This is a genomic window from Serratia proteamaculans (assembly GCF_946227095.1).
In the GTDB taxonomy this organism is placed as follows: domain Bacteria; phylum Pseudomonadota; class Gammaproteobacteria; order Enterobacterales; family Enterobacteriaceae; genus Serratia; species Serratia proteamaculans_E.
Genome location: NZ_CAMISV010000022.1, coordinates 13,887 through 30,252, shown reverse-complemented (window position 1 = coordinate 30,252; position 16,366 = coordinate 13,887). Strand labels below are relative to the sequence as shown.

Sequence of the window (16,366 nt, the reverse complement as noted above, 5' to 3'; positions counted from 1 at the left end):
CAGAGTGAAAAGGTGATCCAGAGCGAATAATGGAATCGTTTACACGGCATGGAACAACCAGGAGTACCGTTAATACAGCAGGAACACTAAGGGTGGGAAATAACCGTCAGAAGGAAGTGATAGCGTTTTCACTACCAAGCCGGCAGGTAGATACCTGCCGGCTCAGAAGATCAGGAGTGCTGGTACAGCGGGTAGGTGAACAGCAGCAGATGGGTCAGATTAAGCCCGAAATGGAACAGGATGGGCACCCAAAGACGGCCGCTCCACATCCACGCCAGACCGTAAATCACCCCGGCTAGCGTGGCGAAAGCCACCATCAGCATACCGCCGGCCAGGTGTGCAGCACCAAAGATCAGCGCGGCGATAATCAATGCCGGCCAGGCGCCCAGCCATTGGCTGAGACGTTGCTGCAGATAACCCCGGAACAAGGCCTCTTCGGCCATACAGACAAAGAACAGATTGGCCATGATAAACAGCATGATCCACCAGGGGGTATGCAGTTCAATCTTCAGGCCGCCGAGCGCCACCGCCAGTAACAGCAAGGCCGGGACGCTGATAATCAGCGCGATCCAGGCGGGTGTACCAACGTTTTTATCCGGTTTATTGAGTTTAAATAACGTTGGCAGACAGGCAAACAGCAGGAAGGGCACCAGCGCCTTATCGAAATTATAATACATGGTGAACGGCGCACTTAATGGGCCAGCTTTATCACCATCCACAACTTTGAGATTGTTAATGCCGGGGATCAAATGCAAAAACAGCGCAAGGGAACTGGCAACCAGTAAAACTTCCAGCAGCAAGGCCAGTGGACGTTTGTCACGATAGTAATGCCGCAATCCCGCGAGGGCGGCAATCGCCAATAAACACGCCAGGCTGAGCGGAGTCAGTACCCCGTGGTACATCCCCATTCCTGCCGATGCGGCCAAAATCAACCAGGCAATAAGCCGGTTAAATGGCAAAAAGAATAACGCCGTAGCCAGTACGCCCCACATAACTATGTCCCTTTAAAATATGCACACGGTACCCATTACCGAAGGCAATCATTGCTTTATCGGTGTGCGAAAGATCGGTGAATTGGGCACTATGCCGGATAGTAGCACAGTGAAATGACAGTAAAGGTCGGTGCAGTGGGTAAATAGTGCTTTCAGCCCTTCATCCAGGCCGCTGAACGGGTGATTTCCGCCAGATTCTGCAGAATATCCAGGCTTTGCTGGTGAATCTCCAGGGTCGGTGCGGCGCACAGATCCTGTAATACCGTGACCTGGAAACCGGCATCGTGCGCCTGTCTGGCTGTGCTCTCAATCGCCAGCGGGGTGCTGACGCCGCCCAGCAACAAATGGTGGCAACGATGCTGCTGCAGCCAGGCTAACAAATTGTTACCGGCAAAGGCACAAACTCCATTCTTTTCGAACTGAAAATCCGCCGGCAAGACCTGTAAATCCTTATCCCACTGACAACCGGGACTGCTTAAACGCAGCGCACCAATCTGTTTCAGGTGGTTGAAGAGCGGAGAGTGGGCGGGAATATCGTGGTAGTCGTCGGCAAAACCGACGCGTACCCAAATCACCGGAATTTTGCGTACCCGGGCGTAAGCCGCGGCGGCATTGGTGTTGGCGATCAGATTTTGCGCTATCACCTGTTCACGGCAATGATTTGCACGCCCTTTGGGGCCAATCAAATCGTCGATAAGATCGATAATAATCAGTGCGGCGGACATAGTGTCTCCAGAAACGAATCCTTTACCCCTTATGATAAAAGGCCAAATGTGATGTGTTACCGAGGAAGTGTTGCCGGATATGTCATCGGATGAGTGGCGGGGCCACCCATCCGCGGGATTAGCGACGTTTTTAGACCAGCGTATCGAGCTGATAACGGTAGCCGTCGCCCTCAGGGACAAAGCTCAGGCGGTGGGTAATACTCTGCGGGGCGTCTTCCGCATGGTGCGAAACAAACAGCAACTGGGTTGTACCCTGGCCGATCAACACGTCGACAAAGCGGCGCACCAGTTGGCGATTGAGCGGATCCAGCCCCTGCAACGGTTCGTCGAGGATCAGCAATGCCGGGTGCTTGACCAGTGCACGGGCAATCAATGCCAGCCGTTGCTGGCCCCAGGACAGGCTGTGAAACGGTGCCTCGCTGTTTGAACCACCCAGCCCCAGCAGTGCCAACCATTGGTCGGCCAATTGCCGCTGGCGATCGGATACTGCCTGATAAATGCCGATCGAGTCGAAGAAGCCGGAAAGGATGACCGTGCGTACGCTGGCGCTGACACGGTAGTCCAGGTGCAGGCTGCTACTGACGTAGCCGATATGGCGTTTGATATCCCAGATGGTTTCCCCGCTGCCACGGCGGCGGCCGAACAGGGTGAGATCGTTACTGTACCCCTGAGGATGATCGCCGGTGATCAGGCTGAGCAGGGTGGATTTACCGGCACCGTTCGGGCCGACGATTTGCCAGTGCTCACCGGGATTAACCTGCCAGTCGAGATGATTGAGGATCGGCCGATCGTTATAACTGACCACCCCATCGCGCAGGATAATCAGTGGCTGGTCTGCCGGTAGCGTGGTTTTTTGCGCCGGGTCTTCGGTTTCCGGCAGCGACAGGCCATCCAGATTTTCACTGTGCGCCAGTTGTGCCACCAGCGCGTCCGCCATCACTTGCTGCCGCGTTCCCTGGCTGGCCAGCGTGCAGTCTGCCAACACGCCCACCTGACGGATAAAGTTCGGCACTTCGTCAAACCGGTTGAGGACCAGTACCAGGGTATAGCCATGTCCAGAGAGGTTGCTCAGCAGCGCAGCCAATTGCGCGCGTGAATTGACGTCCAGTCCATCAAAAGGCTCATCGAGGATCAGCAAGTCGGGTTGCGGCATCAGCGCCCGGCACAGCAGGGTTTTACGTGTTTCGCCGGTAGAAAGGTATTTGAAACGACGTGACAGCAGCGGAGTAATACCGAATTGCTCTGCCAGTTGCGCGCAGCGGGCGGGGTCCCTGACTTCTTCCTGAATGATTTCGGCTACCGTGCGGCCGGTGTCTTCTTCGCCCGGGCTGAGCAGGTCGGTATTGTTGCGTTGCCATTCGTCGCTGACCAGTTTTTGCAACTGTTCGAAAGAGATACGCACCGCATGGCTGAAATCGCTGCGACGCTCGCCGCTCAACAGCACCAGTTCATCGGCCAGTGCCCGTGCCAGCGCAGATTTGCCGCTGCCGTTAGCGCCGACAAAAGCCCAACTGTCGCCGGCCTGAATATCCAGCGCATCCAGCGTCAGGGTACGGGTATCGCTTAAGCGAAATGAACCTTGCGAAATGTGCAACGACGACATCACCTGTTCCTTTTTATGCAATTATTTTGTTTAGAAATAGGCGCATTGCGGGGGGATGTCAATCGGCAAAAATGCAACGTAACGTTGCGTTTAACACAACGTGGCGACAATCACCCGGTCGGCGTTAAACATGGCGTACACCGCGCTGCCGGGGCGCAGTTTCAGTTGCTGCAACTCCGGATTGGCCACGGTGGCGCACAGGGTTTCGCCCCCGGTCAGTGTGACCAGCACTTCGCTGTGATCGGCACCTGGCTGGATGCTGGCCACCACACCGGCCAGCGAGTTATCCGCAGCCCCGGCCAAAGACGGGTCGGTATTCAGCTTCACCCAGGGCGCTTTAATCAATGCCAGCACTTCCTTGCCGGGCGAGAGCTGCAGCCGATCGGCACTCTGTTGGGTCAGGGCCGCACTGAGACGGGTTTTGCCGTCGTTAAGTAAAATATCCAGGTGTTGCTGCACCTGCTGGTGATCGCGTTCGATCACGGTGCCGAAGAACTGGTTACGGGCACTGGTTTGCAGCGAAAAGCGGGAGATGGCCGCCAGCAGGCTGTCGAGCGGCAGGTTGTCCTGTTGCAACACGTCGAAGGCTTTTTGCTGGATTTGCCCCAGCAGATCGTAAAGCTGGATCAGCCGCTCACCGTAGTGGGTCACCTGAGCACCGCCACCGCCTTTGCCACCGGTGGCGCGTTCCACCACCGTTTGCTCCGCCAACTGGTTCATTTCGTTAATCGCATCCCAGGCGCTCTTATAGCTGATGCCTGCCAGTTTGGCCCCCTGACTGATGGAGCCGGTGTGCCGGACCTGTTTAAGCAGCGCGATGCGGCGTGGATCGGCGAACAGTTTTTGCTGGAGTTTTAAGGTGAGAAGGATTTCGGCCTGCATAACGCGTCCTGTCGGCTGCAAAAGCCTTATTGTCGCTGATTTGCGGGCAAAGCGCCAAATGATGCGTCGCCAACCGTGATGGGCGCGGTGACACAGGGATAATAAAAACTGGCCCTGTCTGATGGTATGTTATAACATAACAAAAAATATAATAACGGTCTTCGGCCGTACCGGGTTTTTATTTCACCACAGGGATGCTGTAAATGAGTGCTGCACGTCGGCGTTTCGTCACGCCCAAAAAACCACCTTATTATCTGGCCACGGCTTTGTTTTTCAGCCTGTCGGGTACCGTACAGGCCGCCGCGGACTGCAATAAAACCGAAAGCTCACCGCGCTGTGAAGACAGCATGACCGTTGAAGCATCAGCCCAGGCGCAAAGCCCCTATGGCGGGTTAAATACCGTTACCCAGACGGCTTCACGCCTGGGCCTGACTAGCCAGGAAACGCCGCGCAGTGTCGATGTTATCAGTCAGCAGGCTATTGAGCAGCGTGGCGATCGGACGCTGGCAGAGGTGGTTGAACACGCGCCCGGTATGTCAGGCGTGGCCTCGCCGACGCTCAGCAATAACTTTTCGCTCCGCGGTTTCCGGCCGGTATCCTGGCTGTATAACGGTGTCGAAACTCCCGGCAGTACCCTCCAGTTAGCGGACCCTTCCCACTACGGCAGCGTAGAAGTTCTGCGCGGCCCCGGCTCGGTGTTGAATGGTCTGAGCGCCGCCGGTGGCAGCGTCAATCTGATCTCGCGCCAGCCGACCTTCAGCCGCCAGCCCGTTGAGCTCGACTACGGGCTGTCGAGTTATAACAGCCAGCGCCTGCATCTCGGTTCCGGGGGAACGTTGTTGGATGACGTGGCGGCGTATCGGCTGGACGTCAGCGGCAGCGACAGCGGCACCAACGTGCAATATGAGCGTGACAAACAGAAACGGGTGTCGGGCTCCTTGCTATTTAAGCTGACAGAGAATGCTCTGCTGACGTTGAGCCTGGATCGTATGCTTAACCGCACCACCAATCCTTACTACGGCACGCCGCTGGTGGAAGGGCAGATTGCCCGCGAACTGCGCGATATTAACTACAACAACCTGACCGACAGCCGGATCCAGAGCAATGCGACCTCGTTCCAGGCCAGTCTGGACTGGTTCACCACGCCGGAAATCGAGCTGCATAACCAGTTTTACTACTACAGCGGCTTTCGCGAGTGGCGTAATGTAGAACGCTTTCGTACCTCGGCGGCGACTCAGCCCGGTTACGTCAACCGTGATTCTTTCGGTGCGCTGGCCCATGACGACAGTCTGATCGGTAACCGCAGTTCACTGGTGTTCGATCGGCCACTGGGCGGTTTTGACAACCGGCTGGTGATGGGTGTTGATGTGAGCAAACGGCGCTTTCAGTACTACTCCAACGGCTTTCCCGGCTCTGAAGATGTGCCACTGCGGGCACCGGTCAGAGAAGATTTTTCACAGGGAACGGACCGTCAGCGCACCCCGGTTCGCCACGTCACGCAAAACCAGTACGCCGGATTTCTCGAAGACCGTTTCAACCTGACCGACCGCTTAACCCTGCTGGGGCAGTTACGGTACAACCATATGCAGATGGATTGGCATTTCCAGAGTCCGCAAGAGGAAACCCATCAGCACACCTACGTCTTTAGCATCTGGAGCCTGGGCCCCAGCTATGCGTTAACTGACAATCTTAATATCTATGCCAACTTCACCACCGGCCAGGAGCCTGGCAACGATCTGTTCTTTTTAAGCCCGGCGCAAACCGGCTTGCCGCTCACCCGGGCGCGCCAGTGGGAAATCGGTGCCAAGGGGCAGTTTTGGGATAGCAAGGGCGAAGCCACGTTGGCGCTGTACGAACTGCGCAAGGACAACCTGTTCGTGCCGAATGCGCAACAGCCGGATACGCTGAATGCGGTCGGGCGGCAAACTTCGCGTGGCGTAGAGTTAAGCCTGATGCTGCGTCCCAGCTGGCAATGGGAGCTGGCTGCCAACGCGGCCTATACTCACGCCCGCTATGATGAATATCGCGGTGGTAGCCCGTTGCGCAGTTATAACGGCAATCGCCCGGCTTACATCCCCGACTGGACCGCCAACCTCACAGCACGTTACAAGCCGACTCAGCAACTGGGGCTCACGTCATCGCTGCGCTACGTGGGCAGCAGTTATAACGACGATGCCAACCAACGCAAAATGCCGGCCTATACCACGCTCGATCTGGCGGCAGACTATCAGCTCACGCCGGTGGTCGACGTGGGGGTACGCATTAGAAACGCCACCAATCAACTGTATGCCTACCAGCGAACCTACCCGGATCAGGTGCTGATTGCGCCGTCGCGAACTTATGAAAGCTTTATTTCGGTGAGGTTCTGATAGCGTCATGCAGCCGATAATTCGCCTGTTGCTCGCGCTGGGGCTGCTGTTGAGTACGTTGGTGCAGGCCGGGCCTGTTGCGCTCAACAACTGTGGCCAACAGTACCGTTACCCGGTGGTGCCGGAACGCGTGCTGGTGTACGCCAACCCCGCGCTGGAAAACCTGCTGGCACTGGGGTTGGCTCAGCGCATTGTCGGGATTATTGGCTATGACTATGCGCGGGATACGGCTCCTTCTCCGGCGCCTGCCAGATGGGGCAAGGTACTGAGCCAACTGTCGGCCACTGCGCCACCGGCGGGGGAATCTTTGCTGCTGTTGAACCCGGATTTTATCTATTCGGCCAGCTATTACTGGTTCAACAGCCCGGAAACAGCCAATCGCGACCGGCTGGCAGAGTGGGGGATCGCCACCTATCTCTCGCCCAATGTCTGCGGAGGTCAGCAAAGCGCGGCCAGCTCATCGGCCAGCTTTGACGGCATTTTTGCCGAACTGCGGGATATCGCCCGCATTTTTGCTGTTTCCCGCGACGCCGAAACCTTAATTCAGCATCTGCAAACTCAGCTGCGTGATCTGGGGCTGCAGGCGGCAGCGCTCCCTCATCGACGGATACTCTGGTGGTATGCCGGCACCCAAACCCCTTATGTGGCTGGCTGCTGCGGCGCACCGGCACTGCTAACCCGGCAGGTCGGCAGCGAAAATCTGTTTGGCGATCTGCCCGAACTTTGGCCCACCGTCTCCTGGGAAACTATCGCCGCCCGCGATCCCGATCTGATCGTACTTGGCGATCTGCCCCGTGGCGGCCTTGGCGATAGCGCCAAAGATAAAATCCATTTTTTAGAGCACCACCCCCTGACCGCCAGCCTGCGTGCCGTGCGGCAAAAACGCTATGTGATTTTGCCCGGCTATGACCTGGATCCTTCGGTCCGCACGGTTGCGGCTTTGCACCGCTTAATAACGGGCCTGCAGCAGCAGGCCTTACGCTTAGCCACATCCAATAAGGAACCCTGATATGTCCTCGTTTTCATTCTCTTCACTGCTGGCCTCGTGGGATCAACAACAGAGCGCTTACATCGCCGAGCGGGAAGCACGTTTTAATGCCCAGCTGGACGTGCTGGAGCTCTCGGTGGGCCAGGATTTTCAGGTGCTGGATCTGGCCTGTGGCCCAGGATCGCTTAGCCTGCGCATTCTTCAGCGCTTTCCTCGAGCCAGGGTGACGGCGGTGGATCTCGATCCGTTATTACTGGCTATTGCCCGTGGGGCATTGGCGACATACGGCGATCGGATCCGCATCATTCAGGCCGATCTTGCCGATCCGGAGTGTTTTGCATCTCTCGATGGCCTGGCACCGCAGGCGGTGGTTTCCAGCACTGCGCTGCACTGGCTGATGCCGGAGCATCAGGGGGTTTTGTACCGCAATATCGCGGGACTGTTGCCTGACGGTGGCGTTTTTCTGAACGCCGATCATCAGCGCTTTGATCATCGGCACCCGCGGGTTAAAGCGCTGGCCGAACAGCATGATGAACAGACGCAACAACAGGCCTGGCAGGACGGCGTTGAGGATTGGGATCGGTGGTTTGCCAAAGTGCAGGAGCTGCCGGAACTGGCGCAATATCGACAAGCGCGCGAAAGCCTGTTTGCCGGGCGGCCGGTTCCCCCGGCGACCGCGCTGGACTTTCAGGTTGCCAGCCTGAGGCAGGCGGGTTTCACCGAGGCTGGGCCTGTCTGGCAGTTGCTGGATGACTACGTGATTGCAGGCTGGAAATAGCATGGACGGGTCTGTACGCCGCCGTTTCACTCTGCTGCCGGGGCGCTCAGGGGGCTGGTTGTTAATACTGGCTCTGGCGTTGCCGCTGTTTTTGCTGGGCGCTTCGCTGTACGGACCGGCACCGATATCGCTGTATGACGCATGGCAGATTTTATCTGATCCCGGTGGCGCTAATGCTCAGGGCAACACCGAAGTGTATCAACGAATAATTTGGTCACTGAGAATGCCGAGAGCCTTGCTGGCGGCAGCGGCAGGCGCCGGGCTGGCGCTGGCGGGCACTATTCTGCAGTCACTGACGCGTAACCCGTTGGCCGATCCCTGGGTGCTGGGGATCTCCTCCGGCGCCGGGGTGGATGCGGTTTTGGTGCTGGTGTTGGGGCTGGGCGGTGGCCTGTTGTCGGTATCCGGTGGGGCGTTTATCGGCGCGGCCGGGGCATTTTCGTTGGTTTTACTGCTTGCCGGGCGTTCTCTCCACGCGGAGTCAACGTTGTTTATTCTGGCCGGGGTGGCAGTCACGCAGTTGCTTTCAGCCCTGACCTCGCTGATTACCCTGTGGCAGGCGGATGCCAATGCCACCCGCGGTGTGATGTTCTGGTTGCTGGGATCCTTCAGTGACGCTCGCTGGCCACAGGTCGGTTTGGTCGCGCTGCTGCTGGCGCTGGCGTTGCTGGTTTGCTGGATGAGGGCGGGGGAACTGGATGCCCTGGCCTTCGGCGGTCTGACGGCGGCCTCTTTGGGGGTGGCGGTGGCGCCGCTGAAACTGTTGCTGTATGTCATCACTATGGCGCTGACCGCCGTTATCGTCGCGTTCAGCGGCGCGGTGGGGTTTATCGGCCTGACGGTGCCGCATGTCGCCAGGCTGCTGGTTGGGCCGCGTCACCGGGTACTGCTGCCGGCCAGCGTATTGTGCGGTGCGCTATTTGCCGTGGCGGCAGATACCCTGGCCAGAACCCTGTTCGCGCCGCGTGAGCTGCCGGTGGGGGTATTGACTGCCCTGTTGGGCGTGCCGGTGTTTCTGGCGCTGCTGTATCGGAAAATAAACGCATGACGGCTGCAAAGGATTTGCCGGGACTGCGTGCCGAACGCTTGGGTTGGTCAACGCCGGAGAGAAGGGTATTGGATAACCTTAGCTTCCATGCCCGCCCCGGCGAAATTACCGGGGTGCTTGGCGTCAACGGGAGCGGAAAGTCCACCTTGCTCAAGCTGTTGGCAGGGTTGATTCCGCCGAAGCTTGGGCGGGTTTATCTGCAAGATACCGACATCGCCAGCCTGTCAGGACGTGAACGCGCCAAAAGTATGACTTTCCTCGAACAGTCCGGGTCCGGGGCCTTTGCCATACCGGTAAAAGACGTGGTGCTGCTCGGGCGCCTGGTTTACGCCAGCCGCTGGGCAGGGTTTAGCGCAGAAGACTACCGCATTGCCGGGCTGGCGATGGAGCAAGTGGGCATTTCGCGGCTTGCCGAACGGGAATGGCATCAGTTGTCCGGTGGCGAGCAACAGCGGGTTCATTTGGCACGGGCACTGGCACAGCAAACCCCGTGGTTGCTGCTGGATGAGCCTGCCAATCATCTCGATATTGCCCACCAGCAACAGTTTATGGCTTTACTGCGACGTCTGGGTATCAGCGTGGTGGTGTCACTGCATGACCTGAATTTGGCGGCCTGTTACTGCGACCGTCTGATGTTGCTAAAGCAGGGGAATATGCACGCATTTGGCTCACCGGGGGAGGTGTTGACGCCGGAAATTATTGACCAGGTGTATGGTGTGGAAGCTCGACTGGCGACGGTTGGCGATTATGCCGCACCGCTGATCTATTACCCGGCCCAGTAGTGCCCATTGGTTGTAGGGATTATGTATTGCGGCACAAATGGCACGTTTGGCCGGTTACAAATTTCACCCAGTCTTTAAAATAACCACGTTTTAGCGAGTATTTTGGTTTAAAGTAAAGATTACGTGGCGGTGTTCATTACCGCTCAATGGGCAGTTAAGTGAGGCTACCATGTTGGAATTATTGGAAAGTTTGCTGTTCGCCGTAGTGATGGTGCCGATCGTCATGGCCATCATTCTCGGTTTGATCTACGGTTTGGGGGAAGTGTTCAACGTCTTTTCCAAAGTGGGTCATTCTAAAGAGAACCGCACCTAGTACCACCCCTTCTCTATACCCGCCGGCGTCTTTCGGCGGGTGTTTCTCAAGTTATCTCCCACTGTGCCGATAAACCGCATGACAAGCTTCTGCGCGACGTTATATTATTTTTTATATAACGAAGAGTGATAATGCACGTTAACTTGCGGAGAAAACAATGAAACAGCAATGGACCAAGTGGGTCGGCGGTATTGTATTGGCGTCAGGTATGATCATGCAGGCTTCTGCGGCGGAGAAAGTCACCGTTTTTGCGGCGGCGTCGCTGACTAACGCGTTGCAGGACATCGCGACCCAGTATCAGAAAGGCAAGGATGTTCAGGTGGTTTCGTCCTTCGCCTCCTCTTCTACGCTGGCACGCCAGATTGAGCAGGGTGCTCCGGCCGATTTGTTTATCTCCGCCGATCAACAGTGGATGGATTATGCCATCGACAAACAGCAGATAGTTAAAGACACCCGCTATACCTTGCTGGGTAACGAGCTGGTGCTGATCGCGGCCAAAGATGCCAAACTGGCTAAAATCACGCTCGATAAGCAGACCGACTGGGCGAAATTGCTGAATGGCGGCCGTCTGTCGGTGGGCGACCCGGACCACGTGCCGGCCGGTATTTATGCCAAGGAAGCACTGCAAAACCTCGGAGCCTGGACTGCACTGGAGCCAAAATTGGCGCGGGCCAACAACGTACGCAGCGCGATGGCGCTGGTGGAACGTGGCGAAGCTCCGCTGGGCATTGTTTATGGCTCGGACGCGGTGGCCAGTGATAAAGTTAGCGTGGTGGCGATCTTCCCGGAAGACAGTCACAAACCGGTTGAATACCCGATGGCCATCGTTAAAGGCCATCAAACGCCGGCCGTCAGCGCGTTCTACAGCTACCTGAAGAGCCCGGAAGCGGCTGCCATTTTCAAACAGTATGGATTCTCCCCCCGTAAATGATTTTGAGTGAGTACGAGTGGCAGGCGGTTGAGCTGAGCCTGAAAGTGTCCGCCCTGGCGGTGGTGTGCAGCTTACCCTTTGGCATTCTGATGGCCTGGGTATTGGTGCGCTGCCGCTTCCCCGGCAAGTCGCTGCTGGACAGCATTATCCACCTGCCGCTGGTACTGCCGCCGGTGGTGGTCGGCTATATATTGCTGATCGCCATGGGGCGGCGCGGCGTGATCGGCGAATGGCTGTATGACTGGTTCGGTTTCAGCTTCAGTTTTAGCTGGCGCGGCGCGGCACTGGCTTCCGCGGTGGTGGCCTTCCCGCTGATGGTACGTGCCATCCGGCTGGCGCTGGAGGCGGTAGATACCCGTCTGGAGCAGGCCGCCCGTACGCTGGGTGCCAACCCGTGGCGGGTGTTTTTCACCATCACGCTGCCGCTGTCGTTACCCGGTGTGATTGTCGGTGTGGTGCTGGCCTTTGCCCGTTCATTGGGCGAGTTCGGTGCCACCATTACCTTTGTTTCCAATATTCCTGGCGAGACGCGCACCATCCCGCTGGCGATGTATACCCTGATTGAAACGCCGGGGGCAGAAGCTGCTGCAGCGCGCCTGTGCGTGATTGCCATTGTGCTGTCTCTGGTTTCACTGATGGTTTCCGAGTGGCTGGCCCGCTGGGGCCGTAAACGGATGGGCGTGTAAATGCTGGAGCTGGATTTTAGCCAACGCCTTGGCGATCTTAACCTTAAGGTGTGCGCCGATCTGCCCGCTCAGGGCATCACCGCTATCTTCGGTCTGTCCGGGGCCGGTAAAACTTCATTAATCAACGCTATCGGCGGCCTGACGCGCTTGCAACAGGGCCGAATCGTTCTCAACGGCCGCACGCTGGTGGATACCGATCGCGGCCTGTGCTTGCCGCCGGAAAAACGCCGCATTGGTTATGTGTTTCAGGATGCGCGCCTGTTCCCGCATTACCGGGTACGCGGCAACCTGCAGTACGGCATGGCCGCCGGTATGCGAGCCCAATTCGACAACATTGTTGAACTGCTGGGCATCGGCCCGTTGCTTAATCGCCTGCCGTTGACGCTGTCTGGCGGTGAAAAACAGCGGGTGGCGATTGGCCGTGCCTTGTTGACCGCGCCGGAACTGTTGTTGATGGACGAACCTCTGGCGTCGCTGGACTTGCCGCGCAAGCGCGAGCTGTTGCCTTACCTGGAGCGGCTGGCACAGGACGTCAACACGCCGATCCTCTACGTTAGCCACAGCATGGATGAAATTCTGCGCCTGGCGGAGCAGGTTATGGTGCTGGATAACGGCCAGGTGCGGGCCTTCGGTGGGCTGGAAGAAGTGTGGGCCAGTAGTGCGCTGCGGCCCTGGTTGCAGCGTGAGGATCAGAGCAGCGTGTTACGTGTCAGCGTGATTGAACACCATACGCGCTATGCGATGACGGCGCTGGCGTTGGGCGACCAACGGCTGTGGGTCAGCGGTGTCGATGCCCCACTGGGCGCTCAACTGCGTATCCGCATCAACGCCGCCGATGTCTCGCTGATATTACAGCCGCCGGTCAACAGCAGTATCCGTAACGTTTTGCCGGCCAAGGTGAGCGAGTGCCTGGAGGTTGACGGGCAGGTAGAGGTGAAACTGGCGGTGGGAGAAAGCATACTCTGGGCGCGTATTACGCCGTGGGCGCGTGACGAACTGGCAATCCGACCGGGGCAGTGGTTGTATGCGCAGGTCAAAAGCGTGTCGATCAGCCGCGAGGCGCGTTGAATAGCGCCCTCCCAGCGGGGGAGGGCAATAGTATTACTGGCCCAGCACGCGGGTGCGGATCACCTCGGCAATGCCTGGCTGTAGGTGATCGGCGATCACCAAATCGGCGCGTTGCTTGATGGCGTCATCGGCGTTGCCCATCGCCACACCCAGACCTACCGCTTCCAGCATGCTGAGATCGTTGTAGTTATCCCCGAAGGCCACCACCTGATCCATACTCAAGCCCTGAGACTCCACCCATTGTTGCAGGCGTTTCCCCTTGCTGTTACCGCCTTTGGCGATGTCGACCTGATCGTGCCACGACCATTCACAGGCCAGCCCGAGTTCTTTTTCCACCGTTTCGGCGAAGCTGCGTAACGCAGGAATATCGGCGTGCGAGGTGGCGAACTTCCAGATCGACTTTGCCTCGTCGGCGGCCTGAACCAGGCTGTTGACCTGCAGCAAGGTTGGGCGCTGTGCCGGCGGCAGGCTTTCTGCCCAGGCCAATGAACGGGTGACGTGGCCGCTCAAGTCCTGATACAGCATGGCGTCGTCTACGTACATCAGGCCATGAATATCGCTTTGTTTCAGCATCTGCAGCACCAGCTTGGCCTGATCTTTTTCCAGCGGATCGGCGGCCAGCACTTTCTTCTGCTGGAAGTCATACAGATAGGTACCGTTACAGCAGATTGCCGGGGTGTCTATCTCTAGCGCCTGATAGAACGGGTGGATCGCCACATGATGGCGACCGGTGACTACCACCACTTTGATACCGGCGGCGCGTGCCTGGGCCAGGGCAGCCAGCGACTGCGGTAAAATGCGTTTTTGGTTGTCCAGCAAGGTGCCATCCAAATCGAGGGCAATGACGCGGTAGCTCATAGGGTTCTCATTATTGTTAGCATCAAAATTAACCTGATGGTACATCTTGTTTATGGTGTTTATAAATCAATGCATTACATGTTTGTGGGGTGCCATAGGGGTGCTGGTGGGGCGAACCCCACACAGCATTATCTGCAGCGTTCCAGCTCTTCTTTTGCCGCCTTTCGGCGCTGATCTATTAACGTGGCCAAGTCTTCAACATGCACCAGGCGTGGCGCTTTTTGGGTATTCCCCACACGAAACGTCGCGATAGGAAGCTTTCCTTCTGCCGCTTTCTGTTCAGCGGTAGCTGGTTTAAGCCCGAGGTAACGCTCTGCAATTTCTGATAGAGGAATATTGGACTTTTCATATTCAGCCATCAACAAAAACATTGTATTCATGATTGTCTCCACACGTTAAGCCCGCCGCATACGGGCATTAATTCAATCGTGACATGTCACACTATTAATTTAGTTTCGTGCCAACCGTAGGTTTGCCAGCACTCAGAATCACCGAGGAAGTAACAACCCTCAGGATCCCCTGGTAGCTTGTCCTTGCACTTACCACAGCACCGGTTATCGCGTGCCGCCAACAGCTTTTTTAATTCGGCGTTATCCTTCCTGATCAGCATGGTGATATATTCATCCATGTCATAAGGTTCACGTTGCGGCCGGCGAGCCGCACAGTTCTCCCGTAGCATATCGATTTCCTGCTGATCCAGCTTAAGTTCGAAAGGGACAACACCTGCTTTACGCTGCCGCTCCCGTTGTGCTGCTTTACGTTCAGCATCAGTCTTAGCCATTGCCGCCCTCCGGTGCTGCTGCCAGCATTGCGCGGTAGATGTTGTCGAAGTTAACGCAGAATGTTTCATCTGAATTGAACTCCACATCGTCGCAGTTCATTGCAGCGGCTATCATTTCCTCTGTCGGCTCAACCGGCACCAACTTGTAACCCTGTTTTACAGGTTTGTTGCTACCCTCACCGATGAGGGCACCATTGAGCATATCGGCGCGGCAGGCGTTATAACCATTTACCGTTGCGTTAAGCTCTTCTTCTGTCATCAAATAGTTGAATAGTTCCTTGGCTTCCTGAACACCAATCGCATCCGGCACTGCTGGCGCTGGCGCTGGCGGGGCGGTGTACAGAATGCGCCGACAGTATGGGTCGTATTGGCCATAGAACCCTTTATCCATATCCTGCCACTCTCCGATTTGCTTGCCGTCAACATCGGTAGTGAAGAATCGGCATTGATACACCGGCTGCGCCTCCCGGTTAGCCGCCCTAACCATGTCGATCAGCTTGCGGATTGTTGAACCAGTGCCGCCAACATCTTCCAGCTTGCAGAGCAATTCGAAGCATGCATCCTGTTCATCCCCAACAGCCTCTACATGCACTGCGGCCTCATAAATTTCCTGCAACATCTCAGTCGTTAGTGTCTGTGTCATGCATCCTCCCGCGGCTCATCTGGTATCGCTAACCAATGGGTAATATTCACGTCTTCATGGCTCAGTCCGTCGATTTGTAATGACCACTGCCAAGCCCCCGTCTCTTTGCCACCCATGCTGCGCCACGGTGACCGCCAGCCGAGTAGCCAGCCTTCACCATTGGCATCAAACAACAGCACAGTGGTGTTTGGTGGGGGAAGGATATCCGCAGCCAAATTAAGATGCTCATTGACTGCATCCCGCCAGGCCACGGAAACCAGCTTGCCGCCATGCACCTGGGTAGCTGCACCAACCATTGGCTCTTTTCCGTCTTCATATTCAACAACGAAAGTTACTTTGCTCACTGCTTATCCCCCTCTACGGTGAAGGTCATTAACCATTTACGAAGAGCGATATATTCAGCGTTCCTGAAGCCGCTTTTAACATAGATAAATGGCAGTCTCAGATTGTGTCCATTACATGCCAGATAGTCTTTACAGCCCTGTTCGGTAAAGCAGCAGGTAACGAATTCATCAATCTCTTTCACTGCAACCCTGCGCCATTTCGCGGGCGCTTCACGGCAATTATCATGGAGCAGTTCCAAGCGCATTCTCTGGCGTTCATTGGCCTCAAGACCATCCTCATCAACCCACACAATGCGATCATGGTCGTATTCAGCATCAGCAACGATTTCTCGCTTCTGATAGACACAGAACATCGGTTCGGAGGTAATGCGGTTGTCCTGTGTGCGTAGGTTTTCACCTATTCCGGCAAGCTCATCAGGCAACCGCGCCGGCGTAGCCAGCTTGGCTTCAAGTGACATGGCATAGTCACTGATACCTTTTGCAGTCCAGCCGCCAGCGATGGCCTCTTGGGTTACACCTTCGATCAGGCGCTCAAGCTCTGCGATACGCTTCATTGCGGCTTCGGCAGTCCAGAT

At 56.8% G+C, this 16,366-nt stretch carries 18 protein-coding genes and 1 pseudogene; 9 read left to right on the top strand and 10 right to left on the bottom strand.

Annotated features, from left to right (window positions below; translation table 11 throughout):
- Positions 1-170: 170 nt before the first annotated feature.
- The 4 genes from OC597_RS26040 to modE form a co-directional block, all read right to left on the bottom strand.
- Positions 171-992 (bottom strand): CPBP family intramembrane glutamic endopeptidase, encoded by an 822-nt coding sequence (locus OC597_RS26040; RefSeq protein ID WP_261463074.1) that lies wholly within the window; start codon positions 990-992, stop codon positions 171-173.
- Between the two features lie 152 nt (positions 993-1,144).
- On the bottom strand, positions 1,145-1,717 hold the full coding sequence (locus OC597_RS26035; protein ID WP_261463075.1) for a cysteine hydrolase family protein: 573 nt from the start codon (positions 1,715-1,717) through the stop codon (positions 1,145-1,147).
- 130 nt (positions 1,718-1,847) lie between these two features.
- Positions 1,848-3,320, bottom strand: a complete 1,473-nt coding sequence (gene modF / locus OC597_RS26030; protein ID WP_262211114.1) for a molybdate ABC transporter ATP-binding protein ModF — start codon at positions 3,318-3,320, stop codon at positions 1,848-1,850.
- A gap of 90 nt (positions 3,321-3,410) precedes the next feature.
- Positions 3,411-4,202, bottom strand: a complete 792-nt coding sequence (gene modE / locus OC597_RS26025; RefSeq protein WP_261251838.1) for a molybdenum-dependent transcriptional regulator — start codon at positions 4,200-4,202, stop codon at positions 3,411-3,413.
- A gap of 203 nt (positions 4,203-4,405) precedes the next feature.
- Between modE and OC597_RS26020 the strand changes: the two genes are divergently transcribed.
- The 9 genes from OC597_RS26020 (at position 4,406) to modC (ending at position 13,165) form a co-directional block, all read left to right on the top strand.
- A complete protein-coding gene (locus tag OC597_RS26020) occupies positions 4,406-6,571 on the top strand; it encodes a TonB-dependent siderophore receptor (protein WP_262211113.1) in 2,166 nt (721 codons plus the stop codon).
- A gap of 7 nt (positions 6,572-6,578) precedes the next feature.
- Positions 6,579-7,580 (top strand): ABC transporter substrate-binding protein, encoded by a 1,002-nt coding sequence (locus tag OC597_RS26015; RefSeq protein ID WP_262211112.1) that lies wholly within the window; start codon positions 6,579-6,581, stop codon positions 7,578-7,580.
- Position 7,581: 1 nt separating this feature from the next.
- On the top strand, positions 7,582-8,337 hold the full coding sequence (locus OC597_RS26010) for a class I SAM-dependent methyltransferase (protein WP_261283889.1): 756 nt from the start codon (positions 7,582-7,584) through the stop codon (positions 8,335-8,337).
- A 1-nt stretch (position 8,338) separates the two neighbouring features.
- On the top strand, positions 8,339-9,385 hold the full coding sequence (locus tag OC597_RS26005) for a FecCD family ABC transporter permease (RefSeq protein WP_262211111.1): 1,047 nt from the start codon (positions 8,339-8,341) through the stop codon (positions 9,383-9,385).
- Positions 9,386-9,399: 14 nt separating this feature from the next.
- Positions 9,400-10,167, top strand: a complete 768-nt coding sequence (locus OC597_RS26000) for an ABC transporter ATP-binding protein (protein WP_410071728.1) — start codon at positions 9,400-9,402, stop codon at positions 10,165-10,167.
- Positions 10,168-10,336: 169 nt separating this feature from the next.
- Entirely contained in the window at positions 10,337-10,480 is a 144-nt protein-coding gene (locus OC597_RS25995; RefSeq protein WP_085115649.1) for an AcrZ family multidrug efflux pump-associated protein, read from the top strand.
- Between the two features lie 157 nt (positions 10,481-10,637).
- Entirely contained in the window at positions 10,638-11,411 is a 774-nt protein-coding gene (gene modA, locus OC597_RS25990; RefSeq protein WP_099065155.1) for a molybdate ABC transporter substrate-binding protein, read from the top strand.
- Positions 11,408-12,097 (top strand): molybdate ABC transporter permease subunit, encoded by a 690-nt coding sequence (modB, locus tag OC597_RS25985; RefSeq protein ID WP_099065156.1) that lies wholly within the window; start codon positions 11,408-11,410, stop codon positions 12,095-12,097. Before modA ends, modB begins: the two co-directional genes overlap by 4 nt.
- Positions 12,098-13,165: a molybdenum ABC transporter ATP-binding protein ModC gene (gene modC / locus OC597_RS25980; protein WP_207976031.1), complete on the top strand. Its 1,068-nt coding sequence runs from the start codon at positions 12,098-12,100 to the stop codon at positions 13,163-13,165.
- Between the two features lie 33 nt (positions 13,166-13,198).
- Here the strand turns inward: modC and OC597_RS25975 are convergent, their stop codons facing one another.
- From OC597_RS25975 to OC597_RS25950, 6 genes and pseudogenes are all read right to left on the bottom strand, one after another.
- Positions 13,199-14,023: a pyridoxal phosphatase gene (locus OC597_RS25975; protein ID WP_261251845.1), complete on the bottom strand. Its 825-nt coding sequence runs from the start codon at positions 14,021-14,023 to the stop codon at positions 13,199-13,201.
- Between the two features lie 128 nt (positions 14,024-14,151).
- Positions 14,152-14,403 (bottom strand): pyocin activator PrtN family protein, encoded by a 252-nt coding sequence (locus tag OC597_RS25970; protein WP_062790486.1) that lies wholly within the window; start codon positions 14,401-14,403, stop codon positions 14,152-14,154.
- Positions 14,404-14,459: 56 nt separating this feature from the next.
- A complete protein-coding gene (locus tag OC597_RS25965; RefSeq protein ID WP_262211109.1) occupies positions 14,460-14,804 on the bottom strand; it encodes a hypothetical protein in 345 nt (114 codons plus the stop codon).
- Positions 14,797-15,447, bottom strand: coding sequence for a hypothetical protein (locus OC597_RS25960; protein WP_262211108.1), 651 nt, complete (start codon positions 15,445-15,447; stop codon positions 14,797-14,799). Before OC597_RS25960 ends, OC597_RS25965 begins: the two co-directional genes overlap by 8 nt.
- A complete protein-coding gene (locus OC597_RS25955) occupies positions 15,444-15,791 on the bottom strand; it encodes a hypothetical protein (protein WP_262211107.1) in 348 nt (115 codons plus the stop codon). Before OC597_RS25955 ends, OC597_RS25960 begins: the two co-directional genes overlap by 4 nt.
- Positions 15,788-16,201 (bottom strand): annotated as a pseudogene (locus OC597_RS25950) (hypothetical protein); the annotation flags it as partial. The gene OC597_RS25955 and the pseudogene OC597_RS25950, both read right to left, overlap by 4 nt.
- Positions 16,202-16,366 lie beyond the last annotated feature (165 nt).

Bases quoted from the DNA above. Each gene is read 5' to 3' on its own strand.
- modB (WP_099065156.1), top strand. From the start codon at position 11,408: ATGATTTTGAGTGAGTACGAGTGGCAGGCGGTTGAGCTGAGCCTGAAA.
- OC597_RS26040 (WP_261463074.1), bottom strand. From the start codon at position 992: ATGTGGGGCGTACTGGCTACGGCGTTATTCTTTTTGCCATTTAACCGG.
- OC597_RS25970 (WP_062790486.1), bottom strand. From the start codon at position 14,403: ATGAATACAATGTTTTTGTTGATGGCTGAATATGAAAAGTCCAATATT.
- modE (WP_261251838.1), bottom strand. From the start codon at position 4,202: ATGCAGGCCGAAATCCTTCTCACCTTAAAACTCCAGCAAAAACTGTTC.
- OC597_RS26020 (WP_262211113.1), top strand. From the start codon at position 4,406: ATGAGTGCTGCACGTCGGCGTTTCGTCACGCCCAAAAAACCACCTTAT.
- modF (WP_262211114.1), bottom strand. From the start codon at position 3,320: ATGTCGTCGTTGCACATTTCGCAAGGTTCATTTCGCTTAAGCGATACC.
- OC597_RS25995 (WP_085115649.1), top strand. From the start codon at position 10,337: ATGTTGGAATTATTGGAAAGTTTGCTGTTCGCCGTAGTGATGGTGCCG.
- OC597_RS26015 (WP_262211112.1), top strand. From the start codon at position 6,579: ATGCAGCCGATAATTCGCCTGTTGCTCGCGCTGGGGCTGCTGTTGAGT.
- OC597_RS26035 (WP_261463075.1), bottom strand. From the start codon at position 1,717: ATGTCCGCCGCACTGATTATTATCGATCTTATCGACGATTTGATTGGC.
- modC (WP_207976031.1), top strand. From the start codon at position 12,098: ATGCTGGAGCTGGATTTTAGCCAACGCCTTGGCGATCTTAACCTTAAG.
- OC597_RS25965 (WP_262211109.1), bottom strand. From the start codon at position 14,804: ATGGCTAAGACTGATGCTGAACGTAAAGCAGCACAACGGGAGCGGCAG.
- OC597_RS26005 (WP_262211111.1), top strand. From the start codon at position 8,339: ATGGACGGGTCTGTACGCCGCCGTTTCACTCTGCTGCCGGGGCGCTCA.
- OC597_RS25975 (WP_261251845.1), bottom strand. From the start codon at position 14,023: ATGAGCTACCGCGTCATTGCCCTCGATTTGGATGGCACCTTGCTGGAC.
- OC597_RS26010 (WP_261283889.1), top strand. From the start codon at position 7,582: ATGTCCTCGTTTTCATTCTCTTCACTGCTGGCCTCGTGGGATCAACAA.
- modA (WP_099065155.1), top strand. From the start codon at position 10,638: ATGAAACAGCAATGGACCAAGTGGGTCGGCGGTATTGTATTGGCGTCA.
- OC597_RS25960 (WP_262211108.1), bottom strand. From the start codon at position 15,447: ATGACACAGACACTAACGACTGAGATGTTGCAGGAAATTTATGAGGCC.